Source organism: Bacillus sp. AFS015802, from assembly GCF_002561455.1.
In the GTDB taxonomy this organism is placed as follows: domain Bacteria; phylum Bacillota; class Bacilli; order Bacillales; family Bacillaceae_B; genus Rossellomorea.
Genome location: NZ_NTUP01000066.1, coordinates 473,250 through 493,932, shown reverse-complemented (window position 1 = coordinate 493,932; position 20,683 = coordinate 473,250). Strand labels below are relative to the sequence as shown.

Sequence of the window (20,683 nt, the reverse complement as noted above, 5' to 3'; positions counted from 1 at the left end):
ATCGATAAGGAGAGGATCACATGAGTACAAAGAAAGAAACCCTAAAGAAACGAATTGCAGCTGCAAATAGAGACGTGCCCGCAGACGTGGTCATTCAAAACGGGAAAATCATCGATGTCTTCAACCTGGAAATCATCGAAGGGGATGTGGCAATATCAGACGGGATCTTCGTCGGAATCGGTGATTATAAAGGGAAACAAGTCATTGACGCAAAAGGAAAATATGTAAGCCCATCCTTTATAGACGCCCACGTTCATATCGAGTCGTCCATGGTCCCCCCTTCTGAATTCGCCAAAGTCGTACTCCCCCATGGTGTCACGACCGTCATCACGGATCCCCATGAAATTGCCAACGTGTCCGGGGAGGAGGGCATCCGGTTCATGCTGGACGAATCTGAGCACATTCCATTGGACGTCTTCACCATGCTCCCCTCCAGCGTCCCTGCCACCCCTTTTGAAAATTCCGGGGCAATCTTGACCGCTCATGAATTGAGACCTTTCTACCGGCACAAACGTGTCCTCGGCCTTGCAGAAGTGATGGACTATCCGTCTCTTCAAAAAGGGGATGATTCGATTGTAGATAAAATCCTCGCGACCACTCCCTTCACTTACAATATGGATGGTCACCTGGCCGGCCTTGACACGCATGCCATCAATGTCTATAAAACAGCCGGCATCCGGACCGATCATGAATGCACCACCATTCAAGAAGCAAAGGAACGCTTACGAAGGGGAATGTATCTTCTGATCAGGGAAGGAAGTGTGGCAAAAGACCTGAAATCCCTCATCGGCGCAGTGAATGAACGAAATGCCCGTCGTTGTCTGTTCTGCACGGACGATAAACATCTCGATGACTTAATTGAAGAAGGCAGTATCGATCACAATGTCCGCTTAGCCATAAAGGAAGGTCTCGACCCACTTGTGGCGATTTCCATGGCCTCCCTTCACGCAGCCGAATGTTATGGCCTTTATCAAAAAGGAGCGATTGCACCGGGCTATGAAGCGGATTTCATCCTCCTTGATGACCTTGAAACCGTGGCCATATCGGACGTATACAAAGCTTCAGAACCGGTAGCCAAAAATGGGAAGTTCATCGGAAATCCGATTGTACAAACGGTGCCTCAACCGTCCCTGACGTCAACCGTGCATATACCTGATATCGCCGAAAAGGATCTGCAAATCAAAATCGGCGATACAAAAAAAGCCCACATCATCGAGATTAATCCCAATCAGCTCAGAACGAATAAACGGATTGAAACCGTGCAAGTGGAAAATGGTGTCTTCACCGCCTCCGCCATAAAGGACCATCTGAAAATGGTCGTCGTGGAAAGGCATAACCACACCGGAAATATCGGACTAGGCATCGTAAAAGGCTTTGGACTAAAAGAAGGAGCCTTCGCCACCACCATTGCCCATGATTCCCATAACATTGTCGCAGCAGGCACCAATGACGGGGATATCCTCACCGCCATCCAGGCACTTGGTAAAATGAATGGGGGGCTCGTCCTGGTGAAGGATGGAAAAGTCATCGCCTCACTTCCCTTGGCCATTGCAGGTTTAATGTCCGATAGAGGCCATGAAGAAGTGGCAGCGGGACTTCTCAAGTTAAAGGATGCGTTTGTAGAGCTCGGCTTCTCAGGAGACTTCAATCCCTTCCTTACCCTCTCCTTCCTGACCCTGCCGGTGATCCCGGAGATCAAGCTGACCGACCTGGGGTTGTTCGATGTTTATGATAGCCGGCATATTGAGGTTGGGGTGAAGGAGTGAGGGGGCTTTTCTTACCTGTTGAATTCCAATGGTTTTTTGACAGGTGAATTCCCGTGATACTTCACCTGTTAAATTATAAAGCTATATTGGAAGGTGAAAACCCGGTGGAATTCAGCTGCTGAATCAAAAAACCACAACGATCATTTCAAAAGGTGCCAGGCACAGAATAACCATTCCGTGCCTGGCACCTTCCTTTACCGCCTCAAAAAAGAGATGCCTCCCCGGGAGACATCTCTTTTCTCACTTCTTATTTACTTTCCTTCCCCGTTTCTTCAAACTCTGTTTCTTCCTTTTCGTTTGAAGCTGCCACTTCCTTGTCGGCCGACTTGGAAATTGCCGGCTGATAATGTACCGGCTGGGTTCTATTGGCATATGACTTCAATAATTCCCCTACATCGATGCCTGTCATTTCACGGAGTGGCTCCTGCATGTCAAGCATCGTTCTTGTGATACTCTTACCGAAGGACGGGACTCCTTGGCCGTTACCTGAATCGATGATCTTGACGGAGTCGATATTGTTCAGAGGCTGAGCGATTTTCTCGGCGAAGACCGGCAGCATTTCGATGAGTTTCTCGGTGATGATGACATCTCCGTGTTTCTCCATCGCTTCGGCAAGGAGCTTACGCGATTCGGCTTCGGCTTTACCGCGTTCACGGATGACGTCGGCTTCAGCGGATCCTTCTTCCCTGCGGATCTTCGCTTTTGCTTCCCCGTCGATTTCAGATTTGCGTGCCTCCGCTTCCGCTTTACGAGTCGTTTCGTAGTAATCTGCATCGGCTTTCGTTTTACGGACCTTGGATTCTTCCGCTTCCAGTTTAACCGCGCGCTCGCGTTCAAGGAATTGAAGGGTCAGCTCTTCTTCTTTTACTTCCTTGGCAAGTTTGGCTTTTTCAAGCTCGTAGGACTGTTCGGACTTCGCTCTTGCCCGTTCTGTTTCTTCTTTAAAGGCAGCATCTTTGATATCTTTTTCTTTCTTGGATTGAGCAATGGTAATTTGACGTTTGTACTCTTCTTCCTTCGCTTCCTGATCGGTTTGCGCACGGTGAATCCGTGTTTCACGTTCCGTGTTTGCTTCAGCGATCTCCGCTTGTTTGCGAACCTCTGCGATACGCGGACGACCGAGGTTTTTCAAATAGCCGTTTTCTTCATCGGCATCACGGATATCCGTCAGTCCGAGTGACGTGATTTTAAAGCCCATCAGATCGAGCTGTTTCTGGGCGATTTCCGATACATCGGCATTGAATTTTTCACGGTTGCTGTTAATATCTTCAACGGTCATTTTCGAAAGAATGGCACGAAGATTACTTCCCAGCACTTCAATGATCTCATCTTCAATTTCTTTTTGATCCTTACCAAGGAACTGCTCGGCATAGTTGGCAATCCCGTTCAAGGTGTCCGCCACCTTCACCATGGCCACTGCGTCAGCCACGATCGGTACTCCACCGTTTGTGTACACTCTTGGTGTCGATAATTTCAATTGGAATGACGTAAGGTTAACAGGAGTAGACGTCTGGAACCGTCTTAATCTGTATCCTCCACCACGGATGATTTTCATGGAACGGCCTTCCTGGTCGGTGAAAATATTCGATTCCTTTTCAGGATCCCCCAGTTTCGGTCCGGTAATGATCAGTGCCTGGTTGGATCTCGCTGTACGATAGCGGAACCTCATCCAGAAGTAATATGCAATCCCCACGATGGCCGCAATGACCAGAACAGGAATCAGGAAAACGAAAAATCCAATCACACTTAATGATCCTAGCATTCTGACAACCCCTCTCAACAATTTGTTTAAACCAGCATGCTGTCTGATTTAATTTTTATATAAAAGTGCTAGCTACACTACTATATACGGAGCTCATGACGAAAAAGTTTCAATAAATTAGGTGAATCTCCTAATTTTATATAAACATTGCCTTTACAGCATCCCTTCTCGTTTTTCCTTCCTTTTACTATAAAGACTCATCATGACATGTTCGTCTGTGATAAAATAAAAGCGTTCACAATTTAATCATTGCTCATTGGTGAAAATGATATCAGGTCATTTTCTTAAAAGGGAAGTTGGTGAAAGTCCAACGCGGTCCCGCCACTGTAAAGCTTAGATTTCATATGGATCCACTGTTTCACATCGAAATGGGAAGGAATATGGAATCGATGATGCTGAGCCAGGAGACCTGCCAACTTGAGAAGAACACGAGAGTTCCTACGGGAGATAGGAGGGTGTTGCGCAAGTGGAACGTCACATAGGGAATCACAGGATTCTGGACGCTCTTTTGAAATAGCCGCATCTTCTTTTCACAAAGGAAGATGCTTTTTTGTTTCTTAATGATGAAATCAGGGAGATGAGAAAATGGAACAAGCCTATTCAGTAGAGCGTTCACGAACGGTACAAACCAGATTGGTGCTCCCACCGGACACCAATCACATGCAAACCATCTTTGGAGGGAAAGTGCTCTCTTATATTGATGAGATCGCGGCATTGTCCGCCATGCAGCATTCAAATTCCGTCGTTGTGACAGCTTCGATCGACTCTGTCGATTTTTTATCGTCTGCGACTGTCGGAGATGCTTTAAGCCTTGAAGCGTATGTCACTTCGACAGGCAGAACATCAATGGAGGTATATGTGAAAGTGTACTCAACCAACCTGCTGACGAGTGTTAAAACGTTAACGACGGAATCGTTTCTGACGATGGTCGCCGTAGATGGGGATGGGAAGCCGAAACCGGTGCCAAAGGTCATTCCACAATCAGAAGAAGAGAAGAGATTGTTCAAAACGGCACCACTGCGTAAAGAGCACAGAAAAAATCGTGCGCTGATTCTATGAACGAATAAGGAAGGGGGCATCCCCTTCCTTTACTGTTTCAATGTAAAAAGATCCTTCGTTACTACGACAGTGCCTTCGTGATTGGATACTTCCACCTTTCCCTTCGCTTTGGCCCCTTCTCCTTCAATCAATGATCTCCTTAAGGTGGCACTGATCGAGTTTACGCACAGGATCAAGATGGCGAATAAAGTCAGTGGAACCACCACAAGCATCGGACGCAGAAAAATCTGCTGAATATTGATGGCGATAGTTGCGGCCCATTCGTTGGTTTCAGAGAAGTAAACCGGGATGCTTTCCATGATGCCGAAGTTGGCAATTTTCAGTCCTCCAAGGCACATATGAAGAATGCCCAGTTGAATGAGCAGGGCTAGCGTCTGGGAAACCTGTTCAGAAAATAACACGATCGAATGCCTTCTGAACTGGGGAAGAAGATGCTGTTTGAACAGGTGGAATTTCCCTGCCCCCATCGTCCGTGACACCTGTATAAATTCATTCTTCATAAAGAGCTTCATCTCTTCACCTAAATAGATTCCGAGAGACGGGATCGTCACGACGGCAATCGCAAGCACTTGGATGAAAAAGTACCTGCTTGAAGGAAGCACCTCGGAGTGGAAGGCTCCTTCTAGGGGAACGAGTAACGCATACACTATGATGACAAGGGGGATATACTGAAAAGACTCCCCCAGCCCTTTAATGAACCTCCCCACAAATGCAGGCAGGAAAGTATACATTGCAGCAAAGAAAAACCCCAATACCATCCGTAATAACGCGATGGCCAATGCAGCAAAAATGGTATATTTTGCTCCGACTAATAAGAGCAGCAGAAAGTTCCTCCCCAGCTTATCACTCCCCAGTGGAGGCATTTCACTCGGGGTGAACGGCGGGGCTGCTATCACCCTTCCATTTTCGTCGGAGAGGTAATCCACTACCTCATCATAAGCTGGATTCATCACCGGAACCAGGAAACTGACAGCAATGAAGCCAATCAGTATCAGAATCGGCAGCGCCAATCGTTTAGCCATCCAGCTATTCATTCTGTTCCCCTCCTTTCAGCCATTTGGATAGAATCATAGATCCCATTGTGAACACGATAAAGAACGGGACAAAAATGAGAAGCATCCCAAGGAAGAATGCAGCAGGTGAACTGGTAGCCGTTCGAAGCAACGTCTGCATGAAACCGTTGATATTAAAAAGAAGTTCAATGATTAATAGATTGGAAAGCATCAGTAAGAAAATCGGTTTTAAATGAAAAAAGAAATGGACCCACACATTTCGGAACAGGTGATGCCAGACCGTATATGCCCTTCTGAATCCCTTCGAATAAGAAAACTCGACGTATGGCTTACTTTCTTCTTCTTTAAGCTGAAACAGAAACTGCTTTAACAGAAACACTACAGGGAGCACCGACAAACAAAGAATAGGCAAAAAGTAAATCCTCTCTTCGCCGAGGGCATAAATATCGAACACCAGCAGGTTCGTCTTTTTAAATAACCAGATGATGAAAAGCTGAAATAATACGACAATGAACACATCCGGAAGGGCATCCAGGACATTGACGATTTTGATAGAGAAACGATATGCCTTCCGGGGCAATAACATGAGGGAATAACTCAAGAGGACTGCCAGGCAGACGCTTAAGAAAAAAGAACTGAATAAAATCAGAAAAGAGTAAGTATACGTATTCGAAAAAACCTCGGTTATACTGTATTGCTTATTCCCCTCTCCCCAATAGATGTAAATCGATGATGGGTGCAAGATTTCAATCCACGTCTGTTTTAATCGATCCCCATAGGCCGCTAGATTGATCAAAAGCTCTGTATCATAGCCAAGCAGCGAGCCGATCCCGCTGAGCAAATACAACCCCAACACGACAACCAGAAAATGAAAGGGAGTCTCTAGAACCCTTTTCATAAAACCCCTCCAAATAATTTCCAAATTGATACAAATTTTCTATATTCATGTTACAATACTGTAATATAATTGTAAACACAATTCTGACAACACGCAAAGGAGGGAATCCTATGAGAAAAACAAAATTCCTGATATTAGGTGTAAGCATGATCATTTGCCTCACTTTATTGACGGGATGCCGTGTGATTTTGACGCAGGAAGCCGCCGAGGAAAAACCGATCAAACCGCAAATAGTGAAAATCGATGCCACAGTCAATTTAAAATCACAGAAAATCATCGTCCGGGGGAATACCACTCTCCCACCCGGAACCAGCTTGGAGCTAAGATTAAAGCCATACAGTGACAGTGCCACCCGGGAGGAAATCGAACCGTATTCGATCGATCCCGAAGATACCGTGATGGCATCCGCGGGCGCCAAGGTGATGGAAGATGGATCCATCGAATTAACAGTATTGAAACGACCGGACCCGGCCAAGAGATATCGATTGGATCTCCTCTTCCGTCCAGACAGGCAGCCGGACGATGTGAAACTTAGGGAGAATATAGAAGACAGTGAAGGGTTCGCATCGCTTCAGGTCGACGGAGAGACCGTGACTGGACTGCTCATGCATGTGAATATCTTCAAAGAGGATGAGTTATTCGGTGATAATATTACGATGGATTTCATGCCGAAACAGAAAACTCCATAAAAAAAAGCTTGAGGCAAAAACCTAACGGGTTCGGTTTTGGAGTACAAACATCGAAAAAGCAATAAAAAGGGAGTACCAATTCACGTATGAATTGGTACTCTTGTTTTTGTTGTTATTAAAGGGGCTATGGTCATTTAACACCCTAATTCACAAGGGAATTCGCACCCTAATGCACAACAGTCTGATGGCTAACATACTCCTGCGAATTGGCGTGTTAAAACGTATGCGAATACGCGTGTGGAATAGGGGTCAAAAATACCTGTTCAGCGTCTCGCTGTTGCCAAAAAAACAGAAAAGACCAATGAAATCGGTCTATTCATTCTATATTGCCTTATTCAATTAAAGCCCCCGTTCGTATTATAAGGTCAGCCAGATATTTCTGGTTGACCATTTTTTATATCGATATATGATTACGGTAGCCGGGGTAGAACGGAAGCCCCCGTGGGACTTGATCCCGTCCATTAAACTGTTCGCCCCCTACTTGTAGAAACATGATTGAGGCTGGTTGGGACTAGGATCCCGTATAACAAGCGAAGCTATGAAACTGCAAGATGGATTTAGGGGTTACCGGCAAGTTTATTCATAAGGAGGAGATTTTAGAATGAATCCAGTCGTTGGTCTGGATGTCTCTAAAGGAGAAAGCCAAGTTCAAGCATTCTTGGAAAAAGGAAAGCCTCACCGAAAGAGTTTCAGTATCCCACACACTATAGAAGGACTTGATTGTCTCGTAGAGTATCTTGAGGAAATATGGTCTCTTACTGGGATTAGACCTCCGGTCGTATTAGAATCTACAGGTCACTTTCACCTTCCAGTCGTTCAATATTTGGAGGAGCGTGATTATCTATTAATTATTGTTAATCCCCTTGTCTCCTATAGAGCCAAAAGTTCAAATTTACGGAAGGTAAAAACCGATGTGATTGATGCCTATCACCTATGTGAGCTGTATTATAAGGAGGAGTTAGAGCCCTACAAAAAGAGAGGAATCCAACTCTTGAACCTTCGGAATCTCACAAGGCAACATGAGAATATCACAGAACTTCATGTACAGGCTAAATTACAATTCCAATCACTACTTGATCAAGTTTTTCCGGAATATAAAGGGGTTTTTGGCAGCTTATATTCAGTGGTATCACTACTGACGTTAAAGGAATACCCTTCTTCAGAGGATATTTTAAGGACGGAAGAGGAAGATCTTTCTGATAAGATAGCTGAATTATGTAAGTCTCGATCTAAAGCATGGGCAAAAGAAAAAGCTACTGAATTGAAAGAGGCGGCAAAGCGTAATCCAATTCAAAAAACACTTTATCGAAGCCATATCTTGAGCATGAACATGTATATTCATATGCTTCTACAGTATAAAGAGCATCTATCAAAGTTGGCAGCTGAAATAGACGCTCTCGCAAAAGAAGTAGAAGAATATGAACTTATAAAATCAATCCCTGGAATCGGAGAAAAAATCGCGGCAACGATTATCTCTGAAATCGGGGAGATTGAACGGTTTAGTCACCCCAAAAAGCTTGTAGCCTTCGCAGGAATTGATCCAAGTGTCTTTGAATCTGGCAAGTTCAGAGCCACGATCAATCGCATAACCAAAAGAGGTTCAAGTCGTCTTCGCCAGGCGTTATTTATGGCGGTGAAGTGTGCCATTCGTGACTGTCGCAAAAAGAAGATCACCGATAAGGTTATCCCTCGAAACAAAAGGTTAAGAGCCTTTTATGATAAGAAGCGAGACGAAGGGAAACCTTACAAAGTAGCCGTAATAGCCTGTGTAAACAAACTTTTAAGATGGATCTTCGCCATTTTAACAAGCAAAGAAGTTTTCCAAGATATAGATTAAAAGATAGACTTGTCCACTCAATACAAAACCTTCCATAACAAACATAGTGGAAGGCTGTTTGGTATGCCTAAATTTAGTGTAACATGTTCATTTTGAACTTTTCATTGAAAAATGTTGACAAACTATTAGCTGGTTTACTTGAATAAGAAAATGCCTTGCTCCCTGTTGAAGCAAAGTACCTTTGAATAAAGCTATGTAGAACTCAGCAGTTAATCTTCTAGAGAATTATTTAATAACTCTGCTAAAAAGTCTCCAAAATTATCTGCAATCATTTCAAATGATTGTTCCTTTATCGGAAGTCCACTGATAAACGAAACAACGGGTGCATTGTCATCATTATTACTTTGTACTTTGGAACAATCCAGGCAGAAATACTCACCATTATCAGCGAAATAAAAGCAAATTAGATTATTAGGCAAACTATCTGTTTCCCTTAATTCTTTGGTAATCCAAATCATATTCGGAATTCCCGTTTCATCTGTTCCTAGACCATAAATTTCTTGTCCAAAAATATCTCCCAAACCATATTTCTTTAAAAACACCCTATAACTTTTAGGAAATTTCACCTTTAATTTATTTTCTGCATCAATTATTGTTTGTTCATCGATTTCACCAATAAAATCAGCTTCTTCTTGGTTAGCTTCTATAATTTCTACTGCTTTATTTATTGACACTTACTCTCCTCCATCCCAATCCATTTTTAACTTATTTTAACACTAATCCTTATTCAACTAAACTGCCCGTTAACGGAACAATTCCTTTATCTATACATTAACATAAAATCCCATAAATCCTTTGGAAAATCCTATATAAATAAAGAACGCACAGTTAACCAATCACTGTGCGTTCTTAAATGTGAATTTAGTGAAAATTATATAGCTAATAGGGTAGCGAAAAGTGCTACCATTTTACATTTTGTACTCCAAAACCGAACCCGTTAGCAAAAACCCTCAAGCTTTAGTCAATATTAGTCCAGGGAACGTACGTAATCGGCAATCTTTGCCATTTCAATTTGGCTGAGCTCCGATTTCTCATCGTATTGATGACGCTCTATGGACTCTTCAATCGTCTTCGCACTTCCATCATGCAGATACGGTCCAGTTGCCCACACTCCAACTAAGCTGGGTGTATCAAAGCTTTTTCCATCCCTCGGATTGGAGAAGGCTGCCCTTGCGTCCCCCTTCGATGGGACATCAAACCGGTTGGCTGTTCCGATATCATGAAGATAGTCTGTCATATCCGTGCTTAACTCACCGTTCTCACCGGCTGCTTTCACACTATCTGTAAATTGACTTCCGCTATGGCAGGAGATGCAAGATGCCTTGCCTTCAAACAGAACTTTTCCATCCTTTGCAGAGTTTGACAGTTCCCTGTTTTCCTTATAAGGACTCTGTGGTACGGGAAAAGATGCCGGTTCCTTCAGAAAGGCGAATAGATCATCATACATCTTCTCGACATCTGCCGGCAGTTCTTCACCTGGCTCATACTTCATCATCCCGCCCATTTCACCTTGAACGGTCAGAAGGTAATCCGTAAAGTCGTCACGGCTCCCATCCCAAAGGAAGAGACCGTTCTCTGAGGTTTGTGTGTTGGTCGGGACATTCCGCTTCCCCTTCCCTGTCATGAGGGTCAGGCCATTGATTTCTCCATCACTGTGGCAGGACGCACAGCTCATCCAGTTGTTGCCGGTAATATCAGCCTCGAACTCATCGCTATTGGCGCTGTAGAAAATCGTCTTTCCTTTACGAATCTGAGGGTCGAGTGGATCCTTTTTAATCAAGGAAATGTTGTCATTGAGCTTTTTCGCCCTGGAATGTACAGATGCCCCTCCAGAATCAATGGTCGCGAGATCGTGACTCATGGCATTATGAACGTAGAGTGTGTCCCCGTCTTTACTCAATACGATTCCACGGGGATTGTCCCCCTCGATTCTTCTTAGAACTTGAGTGGCATTCCCGCCCCGTTTTAAATCAAAGACCACCAGGTCCTCACTCCCCGACATGATGGCATATGCTTTGGAGCCATCCTCTTGGAAGGTTACATCATATGGATTTGACACGATCATCGTCTCATTCTTTGAATCCAGCACATTGATCTCATCAAACAATTCTTTTCTCTGATCCACTGCCTCTTCATCTTTTTCAAGATCGATAACGGATATGGCAGGAAAGATCGTTTCTTCGAACTGGATGGCTGTATCGACATTGGTCACTAAGTGAGGGACCCATGCTGTCTTCCCATCAGGTGCAATGACAAATTGTTCAAGGGTATTCGGAATTCCCTGGCTTTTTTTTCGGTCAGAATCATCAGGAGAGTCCGCAAGTTTGATCGTTTTGATGACTTTTTCCTTTTCTGTATCCAATACGGATATCTCTCCGGATAAATAATGAGGAACATACAGCTTTTTCCCGTTTGCTGTGAGAGCCAAGGTTCTTGGTCGATCATGAACAGTGATCGTCTCCGTCACGTCGCCGCTCTTCACATCGACCATCATAACCGTACTCTCTCGATAATTGGCTACATACAAGGTCTTTCCGTTTTGGCTTGTCATGACACCAAAGGGTTCCGATCCCACTTCATAGGAATCTACTACTTTCCCTTCTTCGAGTGAAATGACATCAATCTTATTATCATACCGGCATGAAACATACAGACGATCTTCATCCGGTGATAAAGCCAGCTGGGCCGGCTCTTTCCCGACAGGAATTTCTTTATGGACCTCCTGGGTCTTTTCATCCACAATGGATACGGTGTTGGCATCGAGATTCGCAATATATAGCTCAGTACCTTTTTTATTCTGCAGGATGTTATCACTATGGACTGCATCTTTACGAACGGTATCAAAGCTCGGATCATCTTTAGTTGTGGTTTGGATGGAACATGCAACAAGCGTTCCTGCTATGAGAAACGCCGCCGCATATCCTATTATCTTCTTCATAGGACCCCTTCTTTATCGTTTTTCGACTGTGACTGGAAGCAGGACAGGCGCAATCCCGTTTTCTCCATGTCCTGCCTGGATTTGTGGAACATGGTCTCCATCGGTATTTCCAGTTGAATCCTTGCTGTAATAATCCCCAGTGTCCCAGAATTCGCTTGCCTGCATCCCTTCTTTTAGGGACGGACCATCAATGACCGTATCATAGAAATCACTGTACCTTGAGGTGATTGTATCTATTTCAAGGCTTTCAGGTGCCTCTGAATCTGACTCTCTATTGCTTAAATTCTGCAGGGCAACACGGTAGGTGGCAGACAATGCGCCTGCTGTATATGGGTTATAATCCATTTTTCCTTCTGATGTTTCATATGCTTTCAAGTTTTCATCCCAAAGCTCTGTATCCATCGCTTCATAAATCGAACGGGCAGCTTCACGATATTTCTCATCATCCGTTGCTAAGTATGCAGCTGTCAATCCCCGTATCGCACCTAATTGAGCATCCAGTGTCACTTTCTTGTCCACTCCGTTTTTGATATCGAATCCTTTTGCTACTAATCCAGAATCCAATACTACGTTGCCCATCATGAAATCTGCCTGCTTACGGATCATTTCGAGTGCACGCTTACCTTCAGCGGTTTTTAAACCTTCAGCAGATTCGCCTGAAGCGTACCCGACAGGCAGCCCGTCGATGGCACGTTGGAAGATTCTCATTGATTCCATTGTGTAACCAGCCTGGAACGTATCCATATACGACCCTTGTTCTTTTCCATCATTTTCTGTTACGAACATTCCTTTATCGTCATTGAAATGCATGGCATCAATATTCTTGAATACATGCAGCATCACGTTCTGATTGGCCGTGAACGGATCAGTGCCATCAACGTCGTTTTCAGGTGAGTCATCTGTATTTTCTTTTGGTGCAGAAGGATACGGTGCCCCGTCAAACAACGCTTGGAATGATGGAGTCTTGTTCGGGTTGCTTTCTCTTTGGTCGGTCATTCCGTAGAATTCTGAACTTGGCCAAAGCGTCATCCACTGGTCTTGAAGAACACTGTTTGAATCTTTGATGGAAAGTGACTTTGCGTTTGGTGCCTGTTTACCGTCTTCAGTGACTTCCACACTATGCGGTAAGTAAACTAATCCTTCTGAAGGATCATACTGGCTTCCGAGGCCGGCAGCCGTCAATTTCCCTGTCGTGCCATCCATAAACAATTCATTCGAAATATAATTCACTTTATTCCACATTTCTTCCGTCAGAACCGCTCCCTGGAAACCATCAGCTGAGCTGACCCCCAGCGCAACATTCTTATCATCGTCATCCTTGGACGTTTCTCCTGCCAATTCTTCATCAGCATCTACCGTATGGAAGCCGCCCATGAAATCCCCTGCCCATAGTGCCTGCTTCAAGAACGTTGCCCCATAAGCGGAAGGGACAAGGGTCTTCTCCATTTTGTCACGGTCCCAGCGCAGTGATTCGAAGTTTACTTGATACATAGGTACATAGCTTCCATCATCAATGGAAGCGTACTCGCTCGTATCTACCTCGTTTTGATAATGTGGGTCGCCCGCAGAGTATTCGATAAATGTCGGAAACATATTACGGAAGATTTCATCCTCTGGATATCCTACGGCATCGGCTAATTCATAAAAACGGTTCCCTAATGTTTCATCAGGCGTTTTCCCATTTTGAAGCGTCTCTACCGCCGGGCCATTGATCAAATGCAAGCCCATTCCTGACTTTTCAACGACTTCATACATGGCCTCTTCAGAGTACTCATAGGATTCAACGCCAGCTGTATAATCAAATTTTGTTGGCTGATCCAACTTGTTGATATCCAATATATCTAAATCCAGGCCAAAGCTTTCTGCCAGCGGCTCGCCGGATAATTCAAATTCTGCATACGCAAACATATTCCCGGCAGTATCGAACGTATAATCAGAGACGCTCACCTTGCTTGCTCCCGTTTTCTTTTCTCCATCTGATTTCGAAGCTTCTTCCTTATCACTTACACAACCGGCAAGTAAAAGTGAAGATGCCAATACGGATGCGGATAATACTTTCCATGGTCTGTTCATTCTATGTAGCCCCTCTCAACGATCGCGAATCATTCGAGAATGATTCTCATTACTGTTTATCATTATAGTGCAATTGAGAAGGAATCTCAATAAGATTTTCATATTTATATAAAACGGTTTCAATTCCTCACAAAATAAAATCCATTATTTTGAAACTTTATGATTCAGAGAACCGTAACCTTTGTATACGCAAAAAAGGAAGAGTGATAGAAGTGAAGAAAAATATTGTACTATTGGATCTGATGATTTACGTCGCCCTCCCTCTATTCGTTTGGAATATCTTAAGAGATTACACCGGGGATTATTACGCCATGCTCCTTTCCTCGGTTCCGGGGATCCTGTATACGATTTACCGGTTCATTGAAATGAAGAAGGTGAATACGTTCGGCCTGTTTATTCTTTTCACCTTGATCGTCGGTACCCTGATTGATATTCTGGCTGGCTCGTCGCTTCAGCTCCTTTGGAATAACGTCTATTACGCCGCTGCCATCAGCTTGTTTTTCATCCTGACCATGATCATCAGAAGGCCCATCACCCTGTACTTTGGACTGGATTTTGCCGAGCTCCAGGGCTACGACCGCAGCTTCAATAAACGACTTTTTTATAAGAAGCCCGTGTACCGCATGTTTCAACTGATCACGCTTTGCTTTGCCATGAGGAGCGGGATCCTTGCCATCGTGAAAGCATGGCTCATTATGGAATATGGTGTAGAAGCATTTGATAAAGGCATCATCCTGCGCCAGGCATTCAGCTGGATCATGACCGGAGTCACCGTTGCGGGATTCTTCTATATCGGGAAGATCATCAAGGATTCCCCTCATTTGATGAAAGAAGTGGAGGAGGAACTCCACTCAGAAAAGAGAACCACCGTATAACCATCTGGATGTTATTGCCTTCAGACCTCCGTCTTGTTCCAAACCTATAGCACTTCAAGACTATTTTGCCTATAATGGATAAAAAAATGGATCATTTGGGGTGTACTATGATTGAAGGTAAATTGATTAAATTTCATCGTGAAGATTCAGGATTGACTCAAGAACAGCTTGCACAGGGCATCTGTTCCACGACACATCTAAGTAAGATCGAAAGAGGCATCACAGAGTATTCAACTGAAATTACTGATTTACTCGCAAAGAAACTCAGAATCGATATGGAAGCAGAAAGTGCCCGCTATCATTCCCTCGAGCGTACATTAGCAGGATGGAACGAAGCCATCATCATGCTTCGAACCCATGAAATCCATCAATTAAAATCAGAAATAGAAAAAGAACCTTTGCGATTTCTTTCCGACTTCATTATTCAATACCACCTATTATTGGCCAGGTATTATCTGTTCATGGATCAAACCGTAAAAGCGAAAGAGATCTTGGACATGTTCGAGAATAAACTTGATCCTCCTTCCCCTTACGAGCAAAACCTATTGTTGCATGTGAAGGGAATCTATTATTATGGTACCAGAAAATTCGACTCCTGCATTCACGTCTTAAAACAAATCGATGATGAGTACCCGAACGCTGAATATTATTTTCATTTGGCACTGGCTTATCATTCCATTCACTCAAACACTTTCGCCTATTACTATGGTCAAAGAGCTCTGCAGTTTTTCCAAAAGACATTGAATATCCTCAGGGTCATTGATTCTGAGACCCTCCTCTTAATTCAATTGAATGCCAAAGAACCATTTGATATGGAACAAACCAAGCGACAATATGATAAACTCCTCAGAGTTTGTGAGTCTGTCAACTCCAAGGATAGGGCACATAAAATCCATAACAATCTGGGTTTCGAGTATTTCCGGAGAAAACGATTCACAGAATCGAAAGAAGCGTATGAAAGAGCCTTAAAACTGATCACTAAAGAAACACCCGCTTCTTTTTATCTGGTGACACTCAGCGGATACATACTTGCCTGCATGAAAGGAAATCTGTTGTCAAAGGATGAACTCTATCATTTATCGACAAAAGGGCTGACGATGGCCAGGGAGCATCAGGATCCAAGCCTTGTGTTCTTCGAGATCTACCTGCTCACCCTGAAAGAAAATGAAGAAGAGCTCTATAAGTATATTGAAGGAACTGCCCTTCCCCATTTTAAAAGTACGGGTAGTCAACTGATGTATCAGCATTATGAAAGACAGCTATTTTTATATTATGTAAGAACCGGACAGTCTGATAAAGGGTTTTTACTAGCCTCAGAAAAGATGTCAAATGAGATTAGTTATTATGAATTGGAGTAACCCCCCCAATTAATGATAAAAGGAATTTTTCTTTTATCATTTTTTTTTGCCGTTTCATAGGGATTGAACAGGCAATCTATTTATTTGATTTGGTTTACAACCCCAACTCGAAGTCATTTTATTGCATCTTTTCTCCTATTGCTCGCTCAAAATCTTATGAAAAAGAATCAATCCTTCCAATCAAGCGGTTAAATAGTCCCAACCCAAACCCCCATACAAACATGTCCGCTTCCAACTTACAATAGGAATTGTACTAATATTTAGAATCATCCCATTACTAAATACAGAAAAGAGGTAGAAATGATGAATGGATCTTCCATCGCAAAGAAATCGGCTGTGATTGCATTATCCACCGGATTACTCTTATCCCCGGTATCGAGCTACTCCCCTCTGACCGCTACAGCTGCTGACTGGAAAGCAGAAACGATTTTATCTTCTTTGACAGAAGAGCAAAGGCAAGCACTGCATGAACTGGAACTACATAGCGCAGAGGGTCTCCAAGGATTTCAACCGGATGAATTGACTTCCGGTGAAGAGATTTCCGTCATCGTCCAATTTCAATCCAAGCCTGGGCATGTAGCTGTACTGGAAGCTGCATCGAAAGGGAAAACGGTAAAGAAAGAAGACGCCAAAGCCCAGGTGGAGAAGGAACATAAGATGTTTAAAGAAGATGTGGCGAAACATCTCTCCCCGAGTCTGGGAAAAGGTAAAAAGGTAGAGCCGAAAATCACCCAAACGTATAAGGAAGCTTATAACGGTGTGGCCATGACGCTTCCAGCCAATCAGGTTGAGCTGCTGCTTCATTCCAAAGCCGTCAAGGCAGTATATAAAAACGAGACCTATACAGTCGATCCGGTTCCACAAGATCTTCCTCATGATGTAGAACGTGAAATCACGACATCTGTTGAGAGTATTCCTTATTTAAAGGTGGATGAATTACATAAGGAAGGAATCACGGGGGATGGAATCAAAGTCGGCGTGATTGACACAGGCGTGGACTATAACCACCCTGATTTAAAGGATGCCTACAAAGGCGGATATGACTTTGTTGACGATGATGCGGACCCAATGGAAGCAACGTATGAAGATTGGAAGAACACGGGTGAACCTCAGTTCAGTTATACGGGGAATTCCTACTATACTTCTCATGGGACTCACGTATCCGGAACCATTGTGGGTCAAAACGAGAATGATAGTGAAGTATCGGTAGAGGGTGTTGCCCCGGATGCGGATCTCTATGTGTATCGTGTCCTTGGTCCTTACGGAAGTGGCTACACGGAAGACGTTCTTGCGGGAATCGAAAAATCGGTTCAAGATGGAATGGATGTCATTAACCTGTCATTGGGAGCGGGCGTCAATGATCCCTATTATCCAACAAGCACGGCCATTAACTACGCTGTGTTAAATGGCGTGACGGCCGTTGTTTCAGCAGGGAATGCAGGACCAAAGGACTTTACCGTCGGCTCTCCTGGTACAGCTGCGTTAGCGGTGACCGTCGGAGCGAGTGATGTCCCTGTTTCACAGACCACTTTCACCGGTCGGACGGCAGATGGCTGGTCAGCTGACATTGTAAGTATGGCCAGGGGATTCGCTCACACATTTACTAGCCTTGAAGATCAATCACTGGAATTAGTAGATGTTGGCCTTGGATATGAAAAAGATTATGAGAATAAAAATGTAGAAGGAAAGATCGCTTTTGTCCAGCGAGGAAATTTCGCACTGAATGACAAAGTGAAATTCGCGAAAGAACATGGTGCCAAAGCCGTGATCATGTACAACAACGCAGAGGGTCATGTAGGATATAACCTTGGCGAATCCGCCCATTACGTACCGGCCTTCTCGATGACAAAGGCTGCCGGGGAAGAATTAAAGGCAGCAATGGCCAATGGCATAACGAGCTTCACGTTTACGAACTTAGAAGAAAGCTTTACAGAGGGTGACCAGTTAGCCGATTTCAGTTCAAGAGGTCCAGTCAACAAAAGCTTGGATATGAAACCTGAAGTGGTCGCTCCCGGGGTCAGCATTCTATCCACTTTCCCTTCTTTTATGATCGATCCTGAGAACACGGATGACTATCAGTATGCTTACTCAAGACTTTCAGGAACCTCGATGGCTTCTCCTTTCACAGCAGGGGTGGCAGCTTTACTTTTAGGAGAGAATCCGGATCTCGAGCCAGCTGACATTAAAACGATCCTCATGAACTCATCTGATCCTTTGAAGGGAGACTACAGCGTATTTGAGGTTGGTGCAGGAAGAGTGGATCCATATCAAGCCCTTCATAGTCAAACAACGATTCAAATAAACGATGAGACGTTGCTTCCGAGCGGCGAAGAACTGAATGCAATCGATAACCCGACTGGTTCACTTAGGTTTGGAAATCAGGTGGTGGCCGAAGGGGATCACCTCCGCGTACAAAAAAGCTTTGAAATCGCCAATAACAGCGATGAAAAGAAAACCTTTGACATTACCTTTGAAGAAAATGTACAGGAAGGCACCCTTAGTCTCAAGGAGAATGGAGTTGAAGTGACTTCTGATACATCAATTAAGGTGAACGGAGGCAATAAAAAGACCTCAAATCTCTTCCTGACAATGCCAAAAACTGCTGCGAAAGGGATTTATGAAGGATACCTTGTCGTGACGAACCGAAATGATCAAACAGAAAGCTACCGTGTGCCATTTAGTGTGAAGAGATCGGAGAAAGGTTTTAATACCCTTGAATTGTTATCCCCTACCTATGCACCTCCACAGTATACTCATGGTTATGATCCATTCCGCTATCCTTGGGCCCTGGTTGAATTCAACCTGAGTTCACCGATGGAAAGCTTGGACGTGATCCTGCAGGACGGGGATACAGGTGAAGATCTGGGATTGATCGGTACCATTGGTTTACAGGGGGCCCTGCTTGATAACAACTACTTATTAAGGGCTTTCCAGGGTGGCTATTTCGCATTTACAGGCGATAAGAAAAATCCGGTTTCAGAAGAAATGACGATCGCCAAACCTGGACACTATAAATTCAAGTATGCGATGACAGATCCAAAGGGCAAGGTAAAAACAAAAACAGAGCATTTCTATATCGACATTGAAGGTCCTGTGTTCAAGAGTTCCCTGGATGGTGAGTCCCCGTTCCTTGAATATCAGCCAGGACAGGAGACGTATCCTTTTGAAATTGAAATAACGGATCCACTTATTGAAGACATGAAAGAAGCGGGAATCGACGCAGATCAATCCAAAAACTTTATGATTTATTATTGGAATTCACCTTTCCCTTCATCCCCTCTTTATATGGATGAGAGCGGTAAGTTTGTCGAAGAAATCGCGATGAACGAGAACGTGAAAGCCTTAAACTTTGCAATGAAAGGATATGATATGGCCGGAAACAACACTCTTGAGAAGAACTACTTCTTCATTAAAGAAGGTACACCGAATGCATACCTGCAAACCGATGTCGATACCGTTGTAACAGGTGAAACCGTAAAGGCAGCCCTAGTACTGGATAATGTCCAGGATGCAAAGGAAGCCACCTGGACATTTGAAAATCGCTACGGAAGAAATCCGGAAGTGATCGATGCCAAACTATCCGGGGAGTTTTCCGATAAAGCGTCCCTGACACTTGAAGGAAATGAAATCAAAGTGACGTTCAACGAACCTGTTCAATCATTCGATCATAGTTCAATTGTGGATGTGCAAGTAAAGCTTCAAGATGAAGTGTTTACTAAACAAGACCTTCTGGATCCAACAGTTACCATTACAAATTCTAACAATGAAACAATGAACCTATTGCATGCTGGTGCTGGATTCACTGTAAATCCTGACTTTAATTCAATAAAGGGATTCTTAAGCCCTGAAGGTTTTGATAGCGGGAATGGCTACAATACCAAGAAGGATTGGACAAAAGCAGGTGCAAATGTAGAATTCAAAAATTCAACCGGGGACGTCTTTATTCCATCTTCCATTACGAATAATGGTGAGTACTCCATCGAGAAACTTCCATTAAACAAAGACCCTTATGATATAACGGTAACACTTCCTGGCCACTTCTTAACTAAAAAGAATAATGAGAAAATCGGTTATGAGTACAATGGAGAGCTTTATGGAAAATATCATAGAGTGAGCAATATGAAACCCGTAGGTGGAGACGTCAACCAGGATAACGTCATCGACATCCATGATGCCGTCGCCATTCAGGATGCCTGGAATACAAATGATCGTGCTGCCGACATCAATTTCGACGAAGTGGTGGATGCAAAGGATATGAAATTTGTTCAAGACAACTATCTGTTACAGAATGAGCATGTTAAGGATGCCCCTGCTCCAGTGGAATCTGTTGACGGAAAAACGCTGGATTCCGTCCTGGAGGAATTGGGACTGAATTAAGGAATATTAAAAAAGAATGAGGCTGGGACAAAAGGGTT

13 protein-coding genes and 1 riboswitch are annotated in these 20,683 nt (G+C 43.9%); of the genes, 7 read left to right on the top strand and 6 right to left on the bottom strand.

Features of this window, described 5'->3' with window-relative positions; translation table 11 throughout:
- Positions 1 to 20 precede the first annotated feature (20 nt).
- On the top strand, positions 21 to 1,766 hold the full coding sequence (gene ade, locus CN378_RS19815) for an adenine deaminase (RefSeq protein WP_098354199.1): 1,746 nt from the start codon (positions 21 to 23) through the stop codon (positions 1,764 to 1,766).
- Positions 1,767 to 2,013: 247 nt separating this feature from the next.
- Here the strand turns inward: ade and CN378_RS19810 are convergent, their stop codons facing one another.
- Entirely contained in the window at positions 2,014 to 3,528 is a 1,515-nt protein-coding gene (locus CN378_RS19810) for a flotillin family protein (protein ID WP_098354198.1), read from the bottom strand.
- Positions 3,529 to 3,768: 240 nt separating this feature from the next.
- Positions 3,769 to 3,959: riboswitch (cobalamin riboswitch) on the top strand.
- A gap of 154 nt (positions 3,960 to 4,113) precedes the next feature.
- Between CN378_RS19810 and CN378_RS19805 the strand changes: the two genes are divergently transcribed.
- A complete protein-coding gene (locus CN378_RS19805; protein WP_098354197.1) occupies positions 4,114 to 4,587 on the top strand; it encodes an acyl-CoA thioesterase in 474 nt (157 codons plus the stop codon).
- Between the two features lie 29 nt (positions 4,588 to 4,616).
- On the opposite strand, the gene CN378_RS19800 is transcribed toward CN378_RS19805, so the two are convergent.
- Both CN378_RS19800 and CN378_RS19795 read right to left on the bottom strand, forming a co-directional pair.
- Complete coding sequence (locus CN378_RS19800; protein WP_098354196.1) at positions 4,617 to 5,621, bottom strand: hypothetical protein; 1,005 nt, start codon at positions 5,619 to 5,621, stop codon at positions 4,617 to 4,619.
- Positions 5,614 to 6,498, bottom strand: a complete 885-nt coding sequence (locus CN378_RS19795; RefSeq protein ID WP_098354195.1) for an ABC transporter permease subunit — start codon at positions 6,496 to 6,498, stop codon at positions 5,614 to 5,616. The genes CN378_RS19800 and CN378_RS19795 overlap by 8 nt, the downstream gene beginning before the upstream one ends.
- A 110-nt stretch (positions 6,499 to 6,608) precedes the next feature.
- Between CN378_RS19795 and CN378_RS19790 the strand changes: the two genes are divergently transcribed.
- Positions 6,609 to 7,187: a hypothetical protein gene (locus CN378_RS19790; RefSeq protein ID WP_098354194.1), complete on the top strand. Its 579-nt coding sequence runs from the start codon at positions 6,609 to 6,611 to the stop codon at positions 7,185 to 7,187.
- A 601-nt stretch (positions 7,188 to 7,788) separates the two neighbouring features.
- The gene (locus CN378_RS19785; RefSeq protein ID WP_098354193.1) at positions 7,789 to 9,024 is read left to right on the top strand and encodes an IS110 family RNA-guided transposase; all 1,236 of its coding nucleotides are present in this window, start codon (positions 7,789 to 7,791) and stop codon (positions 9,022 to 9,024) included.
- A 209-nt stretch (positions 9,025 to 9,233) separates the two neighbouring features.
- On the opposite strand, the gene CN378_RS19780 is transcribed toward CN378_RS19785, so the two are convergent.
- From CN378_RS19780 to CN378_RS19770, 3 genes are all read right to left on the bottom strand, one after another.
- Positions 9,234 to 9,698: an SMI1/KNR4 family protein gene (locus CN378_RS19780; RefSeq protein WP_098354192.1), complete on the bottom strand. Its 465-nt coding sequence runs from the start codon at positions 9,696 to 9,698 to the stop codon at positions 9,234 to 9,236.
- A gap of 293 nt (positions 9,699 to 9,991) precedes the next feature.
- The gene (locus CN378_RS19775) at positions 9,992 to 11,962 is read right to left on the bottom strand and encodes a beta-propeller fold lactonase family protein (protein WP_098354191.1); all 1,971 of its coding nucleotides are present in this window, start codon (positions 11,960 to 11,962) and stop codon (positions 9,992 to 9,994) included.
- Between the two features lie 12 nt (positions 11,963 to 11,974).
- Positions 11,975 to 14,035 carry a hypothetical protein gene (locus CN378_RS19770; RefSeq protein WP_098354190.1) on the bottom strand — a complete coding sequence of 687 codons (2,061 nt, stop codon included), beginning with the start codon at positions 14,033 to 14,035 and terminating at the stop codon, positions 11,975 to 11,977.
- Between the two features lie 212 nt (positions 14,036 to 14,247).
- Between CN378_RS19770 and CN378_RS19765 the strand changes: the two genes are divergently transcribed.
- The 3 genes from CN378_RS19765 (at position 14,248) to CN378_RS19755 (ending at position 20,645) form a co-directional block, all read left to right on the top strand.
- Positions 14,248 to 14,910 (top strand): VC0807 family protein, encoded by a 663-nt coding sequence (locus CN378_RS19765; RefSeq protein ID WP_098354189.1) that lies wholly within the window; start codon positions 14,248 to 14,250, stop codon positions 14,908 to 14,910.
- A 107-nt stretch (positions 14,911 to 15,017) separates the two neighbouring features.
- Positions 15,018 to 16,268 carry a helix-turn-helix domain-containing protein gene (locus CN378_RS19760; protein WP_179884996.1) on the top strand — a complete coding sequence of 417 codons (1,251 nt, stop codon included), beginning with the start codon at positions 15,018 to 15,020 and terminating at the stop codon, positions 16,266 to 16,268.
- 300 nt (positions 16,269 to 16,568) lie between these two features.
- Positions 16,569 to 20,645, top strand: a complete 4,077-nt coding sequence (locus tag CN378_RS19755) for a S8 family serine peptidase (RefSeq protein ID WP_257141216.1) — start codon at positions 16,569 to 16,571, stop codon at positions 20,643 to 20,645.
- The last annotated feature ends 38 nt before the right edge of the window (positions 20,646 to 20,683 follow it).